The following is a 19196-nucleotide window of genomic DNA, read 5'->3' on the forward strand; positions in this document are numbered from 1 at the left end:
CCTTCATCCAATCCATTAGAGTGCGTCAAACTCGCGCGCTACCTCAGTGATAAGCTCAACGACCTGCTCGATCTCTTCCCGGGTATGGGTCGACATCACCGAAATACGCAGGCGTTCTTTATCGGGGGGAACCATCGGGTATTCCATGATGTTGGCAAACACGCCGCGTTCGAAAAGACGGCGATTGATATTGCCTACGACAGAAAGCTTGCTGAAAAAGACCGGGATAATCCCCGATTCGCCGCGAAGAATGTTGAAGCCTTTCGCTTCCAGCAGGTCTTGCATGTAACGCACATTGTCATGCAAGCGGGCAATGCGCTCCGGCTCACGCTCCATCACGTCTAATGCCGCGGAAATCGCCGCAATCGTCGGTTGCGCCAACCCCGAGGTAAACAGGTAAGGGTAAGAGAAGTTCCGCAGCATAAAGATGTGCTCGCGGCTGCCGGAAATAAAAGCGCCCTGCGCGCCCAGCGATTTGCTGCAGGTGGACATCCGCAAATCTACCTGGCCTAACAGGTCTAAATGTTCGAGCGTCCCCTTGCCGGTGCGCCCCATGGTGCCTAAACCATGAGCGTCATCCAGAATGATGATGATGTCGTGCGCCCGGCAAATCTCGATATAACGCTTCAGATCGATGATCGAACCGTCGGTAGAACGCACCCCTTCAACCGTGGAGAAAATCTGGGCATTCGGTTTGGAGCGCGCCCGAATTTTAGGCAGCATCGCCTCAAACTCATCCAGACGCTCGGGATCAAAGGTAAAGAACGGCACGTTGGTCATTTTGACGGCGTTGATCACGCTGGCATGACTGTTCTGGTCATAGATGATGATGTCGTTACGATTCATCAATCCGTTAACCCAGCACAGGTTTGCCATATAGCCGCTCGGCAGCAGCACCGCGTCTTCGTGGCCGGCCAGCGCCGCCAGACGCAGCTCAAGATCCCGATGTTGCTTGGTATAACCGGAAAATGCCGGTGACCCGCCGGTGCCGATACCGTATTTCTCTACCGCTTCAACCACCTGACTTTTTACATAAGGATGGTTAGCCAGACCGAGATAGCTGTTGGAGCCAAACACCAGCACGTTCCTGAAGTCGTCGCTGTGCAGATCTTTGTATTGCATCTGCGCATCGACAGGCCCCATCCCCTGGCGGCTGAACATAAAGCCTTTTTCTACTTCTTTTAAATAGGTGCCATAACGTAATTTGACGCGTTCTTTGAAAGGCTTACGCTCAAGTTCGACCAGATCATGAAAATCCATTATAAAAACCTCCTTGGTTATTTATTCTCTCTCGGAGAATGCTTCCGCTCGCTAAGACGCAATAAAACCGTTGCCCCGATACCAGGACACGCACTCATCCACCATCTGGCTTAAGGGAGAAGGCTGATAGCCCAGCTCACGCTCTGCTTTGGCGCTGCTAAAGTAATAAACCCCGCCGAAAACACGCAGACGATAGGCGTCCAGCACCGGTTCGCCACGCACCAGCCAGGGCAGTTTTTCCTGAAGCCACGTTTTCAGATAGACAGACGAATAAGGGGTTTGAGGCCGGTTCGCCTTGCACGGCACAACCGCTTCAATGGTGTTGATAAGCTCGCTATAACGGGTATTGGCTCCGGCAATCAGGTAACGCTCGCCGGCGTTGCCGTTGGTCAAGGCACTGACGTGCGCGTCACCCACCGCGCTCGCGCCACAAAAACTGGCGCCGCCGGGGGGCAGGAACGGCAGCTGGTTATAGGCGACAGCCAGCACCATGCGTCCCCACTGCATGGAATAGTCGTAAGCCCCCAGCACTTCCGTCGGGTTGAGGATGACGGCGGACAAGCCGCGATCGCAGGCGCGGTACACCAGCTCCTCCGCCTGCAACTTACTTTGGGCATACGGATTTTTGGCACGAAACCCGGCAAGCGCCGTGTTTTCAGTCGCCTCGGCGGCCGGGTCGTTATCCGCCCCTATCGTCGAGCTGGTGCTGGTATACACCAGGCGAGATACCCCGCTCGCCAGCGCCGCCTCAATCACCGAACGGGTCCCTTCCACATTAACGGCTGCTAGCAGCGGCCAGTCACGCGGGTTGCTGCTGGTATTGCCCGCGGTATGGATCACCCCGTCGTGCCCGGCCATCGCGGCGCGCAGGCGCTGGCTATCCTGTAATTCGCCGCGCACCAGGGTGACGCCGAAAGGTTCCAGAAAGCTCACGTTGGATGTCGCCCGCACATAGGCCGTTACCTGATGGTTGGCGGCAACCAGCGCTTTTACCACGTTGAGCCCAACAAATCCGTTTGCTCCGGTAATCAGTATTTTCATAGTGTTTGATCTTGCTGATGAAGTTTTTCAAGCGTTTTCAAAAAGGCCTTACGCCCTTCCCCTTTACTGCGCATCGGCAGCGCCGCCGGATTTTTATCAGGATGACGGGCCAGCCCCTCCAGCAGCAGCACGAACTGCTCAAGCAGTTGATTGAGCTGTGCTATCTGGGTATCCACGCCCCGGCACGCCAGACGCACCTGCACGCCGTTCTCCTCAGTGCGGACCAACATCGCCAGACGCAGCTGCGGGTGCGCCGCAAACAACGTCGGGATAGCCGGGTTCACCTCGATACCGTCGGCCAGGAGCGCCACCGCGCTATCGAACTGTCCGGCATCGCCCACCCAGTGCGCTATCTGCTCAAGCGTGGCCCCGGCATGCTCAAGGCATTTCTCCAGTTGGGTTTCAACGCCGTTGAGCCAGGCGGCGGTCTTATAGCGGCCAACCACCTGAATACGGGCGGGGATCATCTGGAAACGGTCGTCATTAACATGCCGGATCAGGCCAAACTGCGCCTGTTTGACCCGCGCATGACGATTGATGAGCAGTGCCCAGCCGGCGGCTACCAGCGTTTCCAGCGCGATTTCCTGACGCTGGGTGCAGACTTGCACCGCCGTCACCGTGTCAGGGTCGATTAGCTGCTCCACAGACAGGCTAAGCGGCTGAGTCGCCTCGCCGTCCTGCACAGCGGCGCCGCCGAGCAATACCGACGCCGTCAACGAACCCACGTCCTCTTTGGCGTGTAACTGCTCCACCCAGAACGCCTGCAATGACTCATCATTACGAACGTCTACCGCCCCCACAGGCAACGTGCGGGCAAACCATGTCTGCGGCACGGTTAACGGGGCGAGCGCGTCTGCGGCATCAGCCACCACGGGGTCGCGGTGAGGGGTTTGCCGTTGCGGCGCGTCAAGGCGCAGCGCGGCGTAGAGATCACAGGGTTCTTTCGCAAAGGGATAGCCGGGGAACGGCACGCGACGGCGAGGTTCCCCGTGGTGCAACAGGCTCCAGTCGATGTCGCAGCCTCGGCTCCACAGCGTGGCAACGTTGGCGAGCTGCTGGTTTTGCACCAGCGCACGGATAAAGCTCTTACCCGCCTCGCCGGCGATCAGTTGCGGGACGTCTTTGCTGTGGCGTACGTTGCCGCTATACATCTCCCGCAGGCTATGTTCAGCGGTCGGTTGAGCAATAAAGCCGTCCAGTTTTGCCACCAGCTCATCCATGCTGGTGGCGACGATCGCCAGCCGATGGTCCAGCGTGACGCGCCCAATCTGGCTGCTGTAGGCAAGGTCAGCGAGCGACAGCGCACGGCCTTGTTGCTTAACAAAGTCACGCATCTCGACGGCATAAGCCGCCAGACGCTCCGCTGACAGCGCCGACAACACCACGATTTGCGGACTATTTGGCGCGTTATCCCTGCCAGTCGCGGTGTGGCGGGCGTGCTGCCTTACCACCTCCTCGGCAGATTCCACCACCATAAAGGCGGTAGAGCCGCCCATACCATAGGCGTTGATCCCGGCCAGACGCGTGCCTCTGGCATTGGCGTGCCATTCCTGCGCCTCGCGCGGGAACAGGAACGCCGAGGTTTCATGTTCAAACGAGGTGTTAATGCGGTGCAGGTTGACGCACGGCGACAGACGCCCGTGCTGCATGCTCAACAGCACCTTAATCAACGAACAGATGCCCGATGCGGCTTCCATGTGCCCCAGGTTGGCTTTGGTGCCCAACGCGCAGAACTGCTGCGCGTTAGTCTGACGACGCAGCGCGTTGGACAATGCCTTCAGCTCAATCGGGTCGCCCAATTCGGTCGCCGCACCGTGGCTTTCGATGTGGCTCAGTTCGTTAACATCGATACGCGCCTCGTTGATAGCCCGAACGGCGGTGTCTTCCATCACCGTCAGGTTCGGCAGGTATTGCCCCGCCCCGGTACCGGCATGGCCGATGCTGGAACCCCGCAGCACGCCATAGATGTGGTCGCCATCAGCCAGCGCCCGACTCAGGCGTTTGAGCACCACCATGCCGCTGCCTTCGCTCGGGATCAGGCCATTGGCGCGCTCATCGAAGGTATGCTCCTTGCCGTCGGCAGAGAGCACCTTCATCTCCTGCAGCAACATATATTTGCTGGGATGCAGGCTCAGATTAATGCCGCCTGCCAGCGCCATATCGCATTCGCCGCCGAGGATGGCTTTGCGCGCGACATGCACGCTCGTCAGCGATGAGGCGCAGGTGGTGGCAACGCAGAAGCTAGGCCCGCGCAGATTCATCAAAAACGAAATGCGATTCGCCAGCTCACTGACAACCGACCCGGCGCCCGGATAGCGCCCCGTGCGGGCGTAAATCTCGGCCATCACCCAGGTAAAATCTTCGTTCATCGCCCCGACATACACGCCGACTTGTTGCGCGTTAAGCGCAGCCGGGGTGTAACCCGCGTTCTCCAGCGCATGCCAGGCGCTACGCAGCAACACACGAACCTGCGGATCGAGGCGACTGGCTTCCTCGCTGCTCATGCGGAACATCTCGGGATCAAAGCAATCCACGTTGTTGAGGAAACCACCGCGATTCACGTAATGCGGATTGCCGTTATCGTCCGGCGTGATAGCCCAACGCGCCTGCGGAATCGTGGTCAGATTTTCTTTGCCCGCCTGAATATCCGCCCAGAAATCCGCCAGATTCTCGGCGCCGGGGAACTCGCCCGCCACACCGATAATCGCCACGGCGTCGCTTTCGGCATTAAAACCGACGGCACTGGCGGCTGACGACAATGATGTACGCATCGTCCGTGAACGCAGGGGATTCCTGGCGGCGGCAGGCATCGTCCGTTTGATATCCGCCGCAGCCGGCGCGCCGGCGTGATGGCTATCTACCGCTTCGGCAGCAGGATGCGGCCGCGTCGCCGCTACCCCATCATTCACCGGCGTTACGCCATAACGCTCACACAGATACCCGGCCAGTTTGGCGGTGGTATTAAACTCAAACGGCGCGGTTTTCGGCAGCCCGTCATACTCTTTCTCCAGCACCGCGCGCAGTTCCATCAGCATGACGGAATCCATCCCTAACTGCTCAAAGGTGGCGTCCACCGCGATATCGCTGGCCGGCAGTTTGGTGATGGTGGAAATCCGCTCTTTGAGCGCGCGTTCGCTGTGCAGATAAGCGCTATCGCCGGGCTGCATTGCCGCCGCTGTCGGCTGATGACGCGGCGCTTCGGTCACGACACTCACCGCGGTTTGCGGGATAGGAAGCGCCATCGCCTCGGCCTGAATGCGCAGGGAGCGGGCAACCTTGCTACGGTCGCCGACCGCCACCAGTAATGCCGAACGCTGTTCGAGCAAGGCGCGTTCGAGGGCGATAATGCCCGCGTCCTGGCCTAATGCCGCCATACCGGAAAACTCAAACAGGCTGGCATCCTCCTGCTCGATGTTCATCTGACCGCTGGCCCACAGCGGCCAGTTGACCGAGAGCGTCTGGCCGGTGCGCAGCCCTTTTTTCACCATGCTGTCGCGCCATACCGCATGGCTATCCATAAAGCGATTACCGGCGGCGTAAGCGCCAGATCCCAAATCACCGAGTACCGCTGAAACGGAAGAGAAGTTGATAAAGACAGAGAGCGGCTCTTGCGCCGTGGCACGGTCGAGGGCGACCAGACCGTCCACCTTCGGGCCAATCAGCGCATAAAACTCCGCATCCGACAGTGCCGTGATAGGCGTTGCGCTGGCGACGCCCGCGCAGTGCAGCACGCCATCTACCGCGCCGAACGCCGCTTTGGCTTGGGCAATCAAGGCTTTCGCCTGCCCTTCCAGCGCCACATCCGCCGCGATGTAGCGCACTTCGGCACCGTGCTCACGCATCGCCACCCATTGCTGCTGCACCGTCTCGTCCGGCTGGGCCGAACGGCCGCTCAACACGATGCGAGCCTGATAGCGGGACGCCAGATAATGCGCCATCAGCAGCCCCAGCTTGCCGGCGCCGCCGGTTATCACATAGTGACCGCGATGAACAAAATTCAGGTGCGGCTGGCTTCCCATACCGTCGGCATCCGGCGGGGTGATTTCGCCAGGCTGACGCTGGTAGCGGATACCCTGCCGATAGGCCACCTCGACGCCGGCAAGCGGAATCGGGCGTTGTACGAACTCCTGATAAACGTCATTCGCCAGCGTAGTGGCGTTATCCGCATCGCTACGCAAGGTGAACAGCTCGAAGCGATGGTTAATCGTCAGCAACGAGCGAGCATAGCCGCTGAGCGCATCCTGCTGTGGCTCAACCTGCTCCGCTTGTGCGGTATAAACGTTCACGCAGCGTAGCGCCTGCCCCGGTTTTACCGTCTCCAGCGCCACAAACAGGTGCCGTAGCGACTGCAATCCCGCATGCAATAACGACGCCGCGCCTGCGACGGGCAAGTCGTCAAAGTGCTTATCCGCGCCGATGGCATGCACAATGTGGGTAGGCCACAGCTGCTGTGCCGCCAATTGCTCGCACAATGTCTGTACGCTGGCCTGGGATTGCGTATCGACGCTGAATCGATGGGCATCGTGCTGGGTAAACGCCTTGGCTGACATCGCCGCAATCACGCTGGCGTCATCGCCGTAACGCACGCGCAGCGCCTCGGCCAGGGTGTCGTCATCACTGAGCACCAACACCCGCGCCGCTTCAGAATTCACCGCCGTACCGGATACGCGCTCCGGCAGCGGCGATGCCTGCCACTCATAGGCGTAGTACTGCACGTCTTGTGACGTCACAGACGGTGCCTTATTGCCGGCATCACTCTCCAGCCGGCGGGCGGCAAAGTCTTTCAGACGCGCCAGTACCCGGCCGGTGGTATCCACCAGCGTAATGTCGTGCTTTTGAATGGCGCTGCCCAGGTGCTGGCCTGCCGTCTGCGATTGGGCTGGCGTGACATAGGCATAGCACTCTGCGCCGAGCGGGTGGCGGAACTCCAGCTCCCCCAAAGAGAACGGCACGATAGGCGTGGCGTGTTCCACCGGCTCCAGCCCCACCGCCAGACAGGTACGCAGCGCCCCGTCCAACAGTGACGGATGCAGATAAAACGCATCGGCAGAAGGTAGGCCATCCGGCAGGCACAAGTGGCTCAGCGCCGCATCCGCAAAGCGATAACGCTCGCGCGTTACCTGATAGCTCGGGCCATAGGCAAAGCCCATTTTGGCAAAATCGGCGTAGATGGCGGCCTGATCGCTGTCGTGTTTGCCACTGTTACGCAATGCGTCAAGATCGATCCACTCCTCTTCAGGCGCGTCCGTGTCCGGGCGATAGACCAGTTCGGCTTCCAGCGAAAGCGCATCGGTGTGGCGGTTACGGATGGTGACCTGCACGTTATCGCCGCCGGCATGCGCCAGAGAGATTTCCACCGCCACCGGCTCGCCGTCTACCTGAATGGCGTTCATCCACATCAGGTTGCGGACTGACGCCACGCTCCAGTCGCTTTCCATCGCCAACTGGCCCGCCGCATGGATCATTTCGATGTAAGCCGAACCGGGTAAGATCATCCGTGCGTCACGGCTACCCACCACATGATCGCGCAGATAGCGCTCCTGCCCGGTCAACTGTTTGGTAAATTTCTGCTGCGACAGCGTTGAAATATTCTCGTCGATCAACGGGTGCAGCGAGTTAACGCGGCCTTGTCTATCCTGTTCAGCAGGCAGAGCCAGCCAGTGACTACGCGTCATCAGCGGCAACGGCGGGAATGACACCCGGCGCACCGCGCTCGCCGCACCATTGCCAGTAAAGAGTGCTGGCGCGAACTGCGGCCAGTTCACATCCAGCATCGTGGTCCACAACCGCCCTAAACGCAGCAGTTGACGTTCCTGCATCAGGCCGGTGATCAGCTCATCAAGCTGTTTGCCGTCCAGAATGGTATCCAGACGCTCGCTGCCGCCGGCAATCCGCCCACGGAACAGCTGTTTCGCCGCGCCGTCGCGCTGGTATTGCTCAAGCTGACTCAGCAAGTCGCCCAGACTGCTCGCCACCACGGCGAGGCGTTCCGTCATGGCATCGCGCCCGACCAGCGAAGAAAAGGCCAGCGAGTCAAAATCAGGCGCCGTCTGCGGTTCACGTACCGCCTGACCGAGAAAGCGCACCATGCGCTCTACATACCGCGATAAACGCGCTTCACTATCCGCCGAGAGCACGAACAACCGCGGCTCGCCACTCCGCAGGCCGGCCGTTGCCAATGCCGGCGCTTCTTCTATCAACACATGGGCGTTCGAACCACCCGCACCGAAGGCGCTCAGGCCGGCGCGGCGCGGATGATCAGCCGCCGATTCCCACGGCTCAAGCGACTGCACCACGCGAAACGGCGAGGCAACGAAGTTGATTTTCGTATTCAGCGTCTGTGAGTGCAGCGACGGCACAATCTGACGATGACGCATCTGTAGCAGGATCTTGGTCAACCCGGCGATACCGGCGGCAGACTCAAGGTGCCCGATATTGCTTTTCACCGAGCCGATGCGGCAATGCCCCGGCAGGGTGATCTCCTGCGGTACGTTACGTTGTGCGTTGATAGTCGAAAAGGCTTTGGCAAGCCCGGAGATTTCAATCGGGTCGCCCAGCATGGTGCCGGTGCCGTGCGCCTCAATATAATCCACTGAGGCGGGGTTCCAGCCTGCCCGTGCTAACGCGGTGCTGATAACGTTGCTCTGTGCCGCCTGATTCGGCACGGTAAAGCCGCTGGTTTTGCCGCCGTGGTTGATAGCCGTTGCCTTGATCACGCCATAAATCTGGTCGCCGTCGGTGATCGCCTGTTGCAACGGTTTGAGCAACACCGCCCCCATCCCTTCGCCGGGAACATAACCATCGCCCCCTTCGCCAAAGGCGCGGCAGCGCCCATCGCTGGACAGGAATTGGTTTTGCCCCAGTTGGTAGTACTTCATCGGGTGCACGATCAGATTGATGCCGCCGGCTATCGCCATGTTGCAGTCACCGTTCTGGATCGCCTGGCACGCCATATGCAGCGCGGTGAGTGACGATGAACACATGGTATCCAGCGCCACGCTCGGACCATTCAGATTGAAGTAAAAGGAAACCCGGTTGGCGACCGATGAGTGCAACGACATGGCCCAGCCGGATTCATGCTGTTTCTCCGTCGTTTCAATGCATTGATACTGCGCCCACATCACCCCGACATAGACGCCGACCTGTGCCTTGCTCAGGGCATGACGGGAATAGCTGGCGTCCGAAATACACTCCCAGGCGGTTTGCAGAAACAGCCGCTCCTGCGGGTCCAACAGCTCCGCTTCGCGGGGCGATATATTGAAATATTGGCTATCGAACTGATCAATACCATCGATAAACCCGCCCCATTTGCTGTAGACCTTATTCTTCGGCCCCCGCTCCGGCGAATAATGTTGGTGGTAATCCCAGCGTGACAGGGGAATGTCGGTGACGCTGTCTACGCCGCCGGTAAGATTGGCCCAGAATTCATCCACATTGCCGGCCCCCGGATAGCGGCCGCTGAGCCCGATAACGGCAATGTCATCTTTCACACCAGCCGATCCGGCTTCGCCCGGCGCATTACGCCGCAGCGCATCAAGACGAGAATGATTTAACAGACTGGCCAACGTCGGGCGTGAGGACGATACCGGCGTCGCGGCGGGGTGCTGAGACGCTGGCTGCTGCGCGACCTGTATCGCGTCGGCCCAGTCAGCCTGCGTTTGATAACGGTAGACGGCGGCGGCATCAACGCCGGCAACACGCGCATCCAGCTCATGCTGTAAGCGAATGAGATCGATCGTATCCAGCGGCCACTGCCAGAGCGGCGTCAGTACGGAGCAGTTTGCCGCCGCCGAACCGACAGCCGCCGTCAAACTGTCAAACACCACATCACCGATCGCCGCCACCGGGTTTGTCGAACTATCCGGTTTAACCACGCCATCCGGTTCAGCAGCGTGACTGACGTTGGGCTGCGACAACGCTACCGGCGCTGGCGTGGCTCTCGCCGCCGCAGACTGCAAGGCGGCAGCCTGTTCGGGATAGCTCTCACAGAGGAAATCGGCCAGTGAGTCGAGGTCCTGATACTCATAGAACAGGGTTTGCGACACCTCGCCGAAGGTGGCCGCCAGTTTACCGTTCAGGGCCAGGATCATCATGGAATCCAGGCCATAATCCGACAACTGCGTAGCCGGTCGCACTTCGCTCGCATCAAGCTTCGTGGCGTCAATAATGCTGGCTATCAGATAATCCAACACGTCGTCACGTACCGGGCGGGTACCTACTCTCACCGGCGCCGCCACGCTCGCAGCCGACGCGATGCCGGCGAGCGCCGTCACCTGCTCAGGGTAGTTTTCCAGCAGAAAATCCGCCAGTGAAGCGAGGTCCTGGTATTCATAGAACAGGGTTTGCGGCAGGCCATCAAACGCAGCGGCAAGTTTCTCGTTCAGCGCCAGAATCATCATGGAGTCCAGGCCATAATTCGCTAACGGTCCGCTGGCGGTGACTTCGCCCGCATCCAGCTTGGTCACCTCGATGACATGCGCGATTAACGTATTGACGACGGCATCATGCGCAGAACCGGTGCCGGACGATTGGCGCGGCGAGGCAGAAATCGCCGGCGTCGTCGCAACCGGCTGAGGCGCATCGGCATTGCCGGCACGCATTGGCGCGGTGGATTTCGTCGGCGTCACGACGCGTGAAGCGTTCATGCCCAGATGCGGCACTGCCTGGGTTTGCAACTGGGTGAGCCTGACCACCACATTGCCGATGCTATCCAGCAAATCAATGTGGTAGCTTGCCGTCGCCGAACCGGGCGCGTTGTCGCGGCGGGCGTAGGCATAGCAAACACCGTCGATCGGCCTGAATATCTGCAACCGTGCCAGCGCCACCGGTACCTCTAGCGTCTTCGCCGTTGCACTAAAACCGCCGATGCCCAGCGCGGTGCGGAATGCCCCATCCAGCAGCGAAGGCGGCAGGATAAACGGCTGCACAACCGGCGTTATCTGCAAGCCGTCAGGAAACTTCAGCTCCGCCAGCGCCTCTTCCGCATTCGCGTACAAACACTCAAGCACCTTAAACGTCGGGCCGAAAGTAAAGCCACGCTGTTTGAAAGCCACATCGATATCGTTACGCTGATAAACCTGGCCGTTGGTCAACAACCTTTGCAGGTTGGCAGGCTCTGGCTGAGGCGATGTCTCGTCACACAAGCGACCACAGCCATAGATATGACGTTGCTCGCCGTCCGCCCGGTAAATTTCAAAATCAAGCCCCCCCTGCGATGGCGCCAGCGAGATGTCTATCTCCATAGCATCACTGGCGAGCATAATCGGCTGACGCCATTGAACATGCTGCACCTGCGCAAACAGGGGCCTGCCGCCGGTAAGCGGCAACACATGGCCTTGCCACGCCAGCTCGCCGGCGCTCAATGCCATCTCAATATAGGCCGCGCCGGGCAAAATGCGGTTATCGCCCAGACGGTGATCGTTCAGGAAAAACTCGTCGGCACGCAGCCGCTTGCGGAATGCCTGCGAGGCCAGCGTGGAGATATTGGCGTCAATCAACGGGTGCAGCGCAGCAGCGCCCGGCACGGCGGAGCCTGACAGCGTGGCGGCGGGCAAGGTCGGCGCCCAGCAGTCCTGACGCTGGAACGCATAACCGGGCAGAGAAACACGCCGACGGGCATGCGCCGCGTGTAACTGGCGCCATTCCACCGCATGCCCATTGGCCCAGGCTTCGCCCAGCGCGCCAAGGCGCCCCTGCTTTATCCACTCGGCCAACGGCGGCGTCGAGGTCGCCTGACGCGCGTTGTCGCGATGGCCGGTGATCAATCCCGATAACTGCTGCTGGCTATACGCTCGCAGCATGTTGACCGCATCCGCCGCGACCTCTGCCACCAAAGCCAGTCGGTATTCGTGCGCAACGCGCCCAACCTGTAGCGTATAAGCCACATCCTGTAGCGACCGTTCAGGATGGCGTTCAATAGCGTCGGCAAGTTGCCCGGCCATCGTCTGCAACGCCGCCTCACGACGGGCGGACAGCACGATTAACGCCGGTTTTCGCGGGTCAGCGGCCGAAGGCGGCGGCGCAATATACTCTTCGACGATCAGATGCGCATTGCTGCCACCCGCGCCGAACGAACTGATGCCTGCGATACGCGGAATTTCCCGGCTAACGCGCTGACCATCCTCCTGCGTCACGTCGAGCACCGGACGCTGCCAGTGTTCCAGCGATTGCTGCACACGGAACGGCCCGCCCTGAAAATCGATAAACGGGTTAATCGCCGTTGACTGGATGGACGGCGCCAGCGTCTGGTGTTTCATCTGTAGCAGCACTTTGGTCAGCGCCGACATGCCGGCGGCGGCTTCCAGATGCCCGATATTGGCCTTGACCGAGCCGATGGCGCAGTATTTGGTATTCTCTCCGGCAATCGAAAAGGCCTTATTCAAGCCGCTGACTTCAATCGGATCGCCAAGTTTGGTGCCGGTGCCATGCGCTTCGACATAGCTGATATGACGCGGATTGACATTGGCTGTCTCCAGCGCCTCAGCGATCAACTCCGCCTGCCGTTTCGCGTTAGGCACCGTAAAGCCCGATGTTTTACCGCCGTGGTTAACCGCCGTACCGCGAATGATGCCGTAGATATGGTCGCCATCTTCCTGGGCCTGAGACAACGGCTTCAGCACCACCGCCCCAACCCCTTCTCCCGGCACATACCCGGTGCCGCCTTCGCCAAAGCTGCGGCAGCGACCGTCTGAAGAGAGGAAGTGCATATTGGATAACAGATGATACTTATAAGGATGCAACGACAGGTTGACGCCGCCCACAATGGCAACCGAGATATCGCCGCTGCGAATGGCATGGCACGCAATATGGATCGCCGTCAATGACGATGAACAGGCCGTATCCAGCGCCATGCTGGGGCCGGAGAAGTTGAAGAAGTGCGAAACACGGTTTGCCACCGACCAGTAAGACGAGTGAGAGGTGGTCCACTCGTTCTCCGGGCTGGTGACGGCATGAAGCTGGTAATCCCCCCACATGATGCCGACATAGACGCCGACGCGGTTCTCACGCCCAGCCTGCAACGGCGCCAGTTGATCCGCGGTGTATCCCGCATCCTCAATGGCGTGCGTCGCCGTTTCAAGGAACAGCCACTCGTTCGGGTCCATAATTTCCGTTTCTTTCGGCGAAATATTGAAATAACGGAAATCAAAGCGTTCGACGCCAGAAAGGAACCCGCCCCAACGACTGTAGCTTTTCCCTGGCGTTGCCGCGCCGGCCTGAAACCAACGCGCATCCCAGCGATCGGACGGAATATCGATGATGCAGTCGCGCCCCTGAGCAAGGTTGCTCCAGAACTGCTCCAGACTATCCGCTTGCGGGTAACGCCCGGCGATACCGATAATGGCGATATCGTCATCGTTTACCCTCGGTTGCGTCGTCCGGTGCGCTGGCGCCGCTGCACGTACTGCATTCGCCGCCGACGAGGTGGTATGCAGCGCAGGCGGCGCGCCAGTGCCCGCCGGTGCGCCGCCCGGCAAACCACGGCAGGCTTGCTGACAGTTTTCAAGCAGGAAGCGACTCAGCTCGTCCATGGTTTGATATTCAAAGAACAGCGTCATCGGCAACGCGCTGCCGAAGGTGTTTTTCAACTCATTGACCAGTTCAATCACCACCACCGAATCGAAGCCATAATCACGAAAAAAGCCATGACGCTCGAAATACGGCGGGATGTGTAACTTTTTGGCAAACAAGTCGGACAAATAGCGGATCACCACATCCTGCAATGCGTGAGGGTCATTGGCATCAGTCGTGGCAGCCGCCGCCGGGTCAGACAGCAGAGGCTGCGGCGCGGGTTCGACAACGCCCAGCACCTCGTCAATGCGCGCACGTTCACCCGGCACGCCCGGCATCACCACTATCTGCGACGCCTGACTTTGCAGGGCATAGTCGAAAATAGCGATGCCGTCGTCGGTCAGCAGCGGCACAATCCCGAACTGGCTCTTCAGGAAATCGGCTTCTTTCTCGGTCAGCCGCATACCGCCGTCCTGCCAGTAAGGCCAGTTCAGCGAAAGGGTTTTACCGCTGCGCTCTCCTGCTTGTTGCCGGACATTGCGTTGGTAAGCGAAGTAATCTTCAAAGGCATTGCCAAAGGCATAATCGCATTGGCCCATATTGCCGAGCACGCCGGTCACCGAAGAGAACAGCGCAAAAAAGTCGAGCGACAAGTCGCTGGTGGCCTCATCGAGCAGCCAGGTGCCGATGGCCTTCGGGGTAATGACCCGCCCGAACGCGTCAGGGCTTTTACGCAGAATAAAGTTGTCTTCGATGACGCCGGCAGAATGAATGATGCCGTTCAGCGTGCGGCCCGATGCGCGGATCGTTGCGATCAAATCATGAACGCTATCAGGGTCGCTCATATCGCACGCCAGATAAATGGCATTGCCCCCCTGCGCATGAAGCGTATCAAGCTGTTGCTGTCGTTTTTCATCCAGCGCGGAGCGCCCGCTCAGATAAACGGTTGCGTCATAGCGCGAGCACAGGAAACGGGCAAAAATCAGCCCTAACGCGCCTAACCCGCCGGTAATCAGGTAGGTTCCCTGTCGGCGCAAGGCCGCCGGGGCGGATACCGGTTGGTTAACCGCATCCACATTCGCCGCATCCGTTGCACGCAATGACGCGTGGACAGCGGCAGACAACGGCGCGTCGACGACAAAACGACGCACCCGACGCACGCCCTGGATATAGCGCACATCCGCATCTTTGGAGACGTCACTGAATTCGGTTTTGATCAACGCCGGGATGACGATGCCCGTATCCGGCGCGCCCTCCACAACCGAATCACAGTGCACCACACGGCCAATGTAGGCCGGTTTTTCGACACGCAACGTCCGATAAAAGCCGCTGATGGCAGCGACATCCGGCAGGCTCTCGTCAGCCAGATGGAAATGGACAAACCGGGCCTTCTTAACCTTACGCATCATTGCCTTCGTCAGGGCAAAAAGGCTATGCGGGCCGTCGTTCAGACGAGCTGCAAAATCAGCGCCGGCCTGCGGCGCACTGGCCCACAGCACACGTTCAAACGTAGCCCCCTGCGACAACAGCGCATCCACCGCCGCGATGAAGTCGTCATGATTGCCCGCACGAACCCACGCGCGATCCGGTTCGCGGCTCACATCAGGCGTTGATGCCAACAGGATCCGCTGCATTTGCGGCGGATTTTCCGACTGCGCGATGAGGTTGGCGAACCAGTCAACATCCTGTTCACCGCCCACCAGCACCACCTGCTCCATCGGTTCATCAGCGTCTGACACCGGTTTTTCAATCCAGTACGGCTGATAGAGGTTGACGGTTTCAGGCAGCGCAGGCGGTGAATGTTCGGATTTCGCCTGATCTGTTGCAGCAAGGCTGTCACCGAGAACGCGCAAGCTTAAGCCACGGAATATCAGCGCCACGCGTTCAGGATGGTTCGCCTCGCTGACATGAATATCAACCTTGAAGACGCCATCGCGGGTAGTATGCTCGCCAGACAAGGTCATGGTTGCGGTCATCGCCGAACTGCAAGGACGCAATAACTCCAGCCCTTCCAGCGCGAAGGGAATGACCAGCGCCCCCGGCTCGTTCTCCTGCAGCGCTGCACGCCGTTTCTCGGTCGCCCAGACCACCGCAGCCTGCAAGGCGCCATCAGCCAAAGACGGATGAATCACAAAGTCAGTGCTATGCGAGTCAGTGCTATGCGCATCCGGCAGAACCAGATGCGCCACACAGGCGCGGTCATCGAAAGTTATCTGACGGATAGACCTCAGCCCCGCGCCGTAGCACATCTGCAAACTATCAAGCAGTTGATAGCAGGCCATCGCATCGCGTGTATGCGCATCGTCAGTCGGCAACGCCGGGCGCGCTTCCCTGGAAAACCCGATAGTTCTGGAAAACCCGATAGTTCCCCGACAATAAAGCGTTTGCTCGTGATCGAGGACCTGGAACAGCCACTGTTTACCGGGTTCATGCGGATCAAGCTGAATGTACAGTTCCGTCGCGACATCATGGAACTCAAGCGGCTTTAACCAGGCCACCTGAGAGAAACGTAGCGCGTCGACGTCTTTTAAATCAATGGCATCAGTAAAGGCGGCACGGACCAGCTCCAGATAGGCCACCCCCGGCAGTATCGTCTGACCGCCGATCTGATGACCGGCAATAAAAAACTCATTGCCCTGAAGCTGAGCCTTATAACGGGAACTGCCGACATTCACCACACGGTGACGCGCGCCACGTAGCGCCGGGAAAGGGGAATCGGTACGGTAACCATCACTCAGCCAAAACGACGTATGAATAAACGGGTAACCGGGCAACGCAATGCGCGCTGGACGCTCGCCGTCAAATAGCCGGGCCCAATCAAGCGGCACGCCACGCTGATAACATTCCCCCAGTTGCTGCAACAGCCGGTTCGCTACGGTCGCATCCGCCTCGCGCATCGCATCAAGCACAGCAGCCCCTTCAGCGCAGGCGTTTTCCATGGCCTGCGTATCATCCGTCGCGTGTTCCTGCAACGCCAGCGGGCCTTGCTCCGCCGCCTGCGTCAGTGCCTGAATAATCGCCGTGCCATCACGGCCCACGCAGCTATAGCGATAAGCGAAGTGATCGCGGCAAGTCAGCAAGGTCGCGCTCACATCATTCAGCGATACCTCGGGATGCTCACCCAGCCAGTCGATCAACTCTTTTTGACGTTGCAACAGCGCCGCCGGACTTTTGGCAGACAGCGCAATCAAATAAGGGGTATCCGCCGTAGGCTGGTTGTCCTGATGCGACGGGTTCACCGGCTCAGGGGCTTCTTCCAGCACGATATGGGCATTGGTTCCGCCGAATCCAAACGAGCTCACCCCCGCCCGGCGCGGCGTATCAGCATCAATACGCGGCCAGTCGCGGGCGTCATCAACGAAGAAGAAAGGCGTGGAAGTCGTGTCAATTTTAGGGTTAAGCGCAGAGAAATTTCGTAATGGCGGCAGTTTGCGGTGTTTAAAAGCCTGCAATACTTTGATGATGCCCGCAACGCCGGCTGCCGCTTCAAGGTGACCAATATTGCTCTTAACGGACGTCACACCGCAGAAAGCTTCATCCAGCGAGGTTTCCTGTTGCTGAGCGAGCCGGCTGAATGCGTTGGTAAGCCCTTCAAACTCAATGGGATCGCCCTTCGGCGTCCCGGTTCCGTGCGCCTCAATGAGGCCAATGGAACGCACCGGCACGCCGGCGTGCGTATTGGCGGCAATAATCACCTCCGCCTGCGCTTCGGCACTTGGGTAGGTGAGCGTATAGGTGGTGCCGCAATGGTTAATGGCGCTGCCTTTGATGACCCCGTGAATAACGTCGCCGTCAGCCAGCGCGTTATCTAATGGCTTCAGTAATAAAACCCCCGCCCCTTCCCCACGCACATAACCATCAGCACGGCTATCAAAAGAGTGGCAGGCGCCGGTAGGCGACAGCATTCCCATTTTGGCAAAAGACTGATGCCGGGTGGCGGTTAAAATAAGATTCACGCCGCCGCTAATAGCAACATCGCAGTCACCATTAGTGATTGCCTGAATCGCACTGTGAATCGCATTTAATGAACCCGAACAGGCGGTATCAATGGCAATACTCGGGCCGTGAAAGCCAAAGAAATGTGAAATACGGTTAGCAATAATAGATGTTGCCGTACCCGTAGAATGATGCGCCTCTATTGGCGCATTGGTGTTTTCCTGTAATTCTTTATAATCGTTATTGAAAACACCAAGAATAACACCGACTTTATGCCCCCGCAGTGTTGACGGAGGAATACCTGCATCTTCCAAACAAGACCAGGTAAGTTCCAACATAATCCGTTGCTGTGGATCCATTGTCTCGGCAACTTTAGGAATAACGCCAAAGAATTGATTATCAAAACCATCAACGTTATTAACAAAAGCAGCCCATCGTTTTTCACTGGCGTCTGGCCACTGTAAAAATTTTCGGTTATACGGCAACGTATCTTTGTTAGCATCAGAAACTTCAGCAACCGAATTGCGCCGATGAATTATATTTTGCCAGAATTCATTGTAGTCATTGGCATCAGGGAACCGACAAGCGATCCCGATAATTGCAATATCCATACCCATCATCCATGTCCATATGTTTATTATTTTCCGCAAGAATTGATGCCATCACCTGAGCCACCAAATATACCCGTCACATTTCAAATTGCAGGCGCATTGGCTTTACTCACTCACCCCAGCCACTTACTTGTTCAAGCTCCTGGGGATTCGCTGCGTCGCGCCTTCCTGCAATTCGAATTATTTTTGATATAGTCTTTCCGACGTATGACTCATTAGCAGATCAACAAGTTTGATATCCGATTTTCATTAAATAAATGGTTTTAACGAATACTGCATCAAAAACATTCACCCACCTAATGCAATTTTCTTAATTTTTTTGTCAATATGTAAATAACGGCTATGCAATCAGAAAAATCCGAATGATGAAAAACAATAAGATACTGATTTTTATCAAATTATGCTTGAAACAAAAAAACACAACTTACGCTATATTCAGAATGAAAAAACCATAAAAAATAAATTTCACTAATGAGATAACGGAATGCAAATATTTTTCACAACATTATCTACCAGATCTTAATTAAGTCGCTTGCGAATTATTAAATACATATTTAAGCATCATAAAATTGTCATAAAAACATCATCAAAATGTCATATCAAGACCACCAACATTAATTAGCATACAAAGAATTCATTATCACCATGATTAATGCTGCGCGTTAAAAAATATAACAACGACTTTTACCTGGGGAGCGTTAATCTATTGTGCTCAATACCCGGCGTTTGATAACACATTATGTCCTGTGAACAGGGACGACAGAGGCTACCGTTCGGCGTCCTGGCCATACAATAATCTTATTTATACTAAAAATTACAAAAAACCGGATTGAGGACGAA

Annotated in this window: 4 protein-coding genes; 1 reads left to right on the forward strand and 3 read right to left on the reverse strand. The window is 57.8% G+C overall.

The window, feature by feature from the left end; genetic code table 11:
- Positions 1-15 precede the first annotated feature (15 nt).
- From CPA59_RS13565 to CPA59_RS13575, 3 genes are read right to left on the reverse strand one after another with little or no spacing between them, the layout of a single operon-like run.
- Entirely contained in the window at positions 16-1260 is a 1245-nt protein-coding gene (locus tag CPA59_RS13565; protein ID WP_038919431.1) for an aminotransferase class I/II-fold pyridoxal phosphate-dependent enzyme, read from the reverse strand.
- 51 nt (positions 1261-1311) lie between these two features.
- A complete protein-coding gene (locus CPA59_RS13570) occupies positions 1312-2301 on the reverse strand; it encodes an NAD-dependent epimerase/dehydratase family protein (RefSeq protein ID WP_107759692.1) in 990 nt (329 codons plus the stop codon).
- Entirely contained in the window at positions 2298-18362 is a 16065-nt protein-coding gene (locus CPA59_RS13575) for an SDR family NAD(P)-dependent oxidoreductase (protein ID WP_107759694.1), read from the reverse strand. The genes CPA59_RS13570 and CPA59_RS13575 overlap by 4 nt, the downstream gene beginning before the upstream one ends.
- On the opposite strand from CPA59_RS13575, the gene CPA59_RS22990 reads away from it, so the two are divergent.
- Positions 18276-18551: a hypothetical protein gene (locus tag CPA59_RS22990; RefSeq protein WP_167389534.1), complete on the forward strand. Its 276-nt coding sequence runs from the start codon at positions 18276-18278 to the stop codon at positions 18549-18551. The two genes, CPA59_RS13575 and CPA59_RS22990, sit on opposite strands and share 87 nt — an antisense overlap.
- The last annotated feature ends 645 nt before the right edge of the window (positions 18552-19196 follow it).

Origin of the sequence: Dickeya sp. Secpp 1600 (genome assembly GCF_003049805.1) — a bacterium.
Taxonomy (GTDB): Bacteria; Pseudomonadota; Gammaproteobacteria; order Enterobacterales; family Enterobacteriaceae; genus Dickeya; species Dickeya fangzhongdai.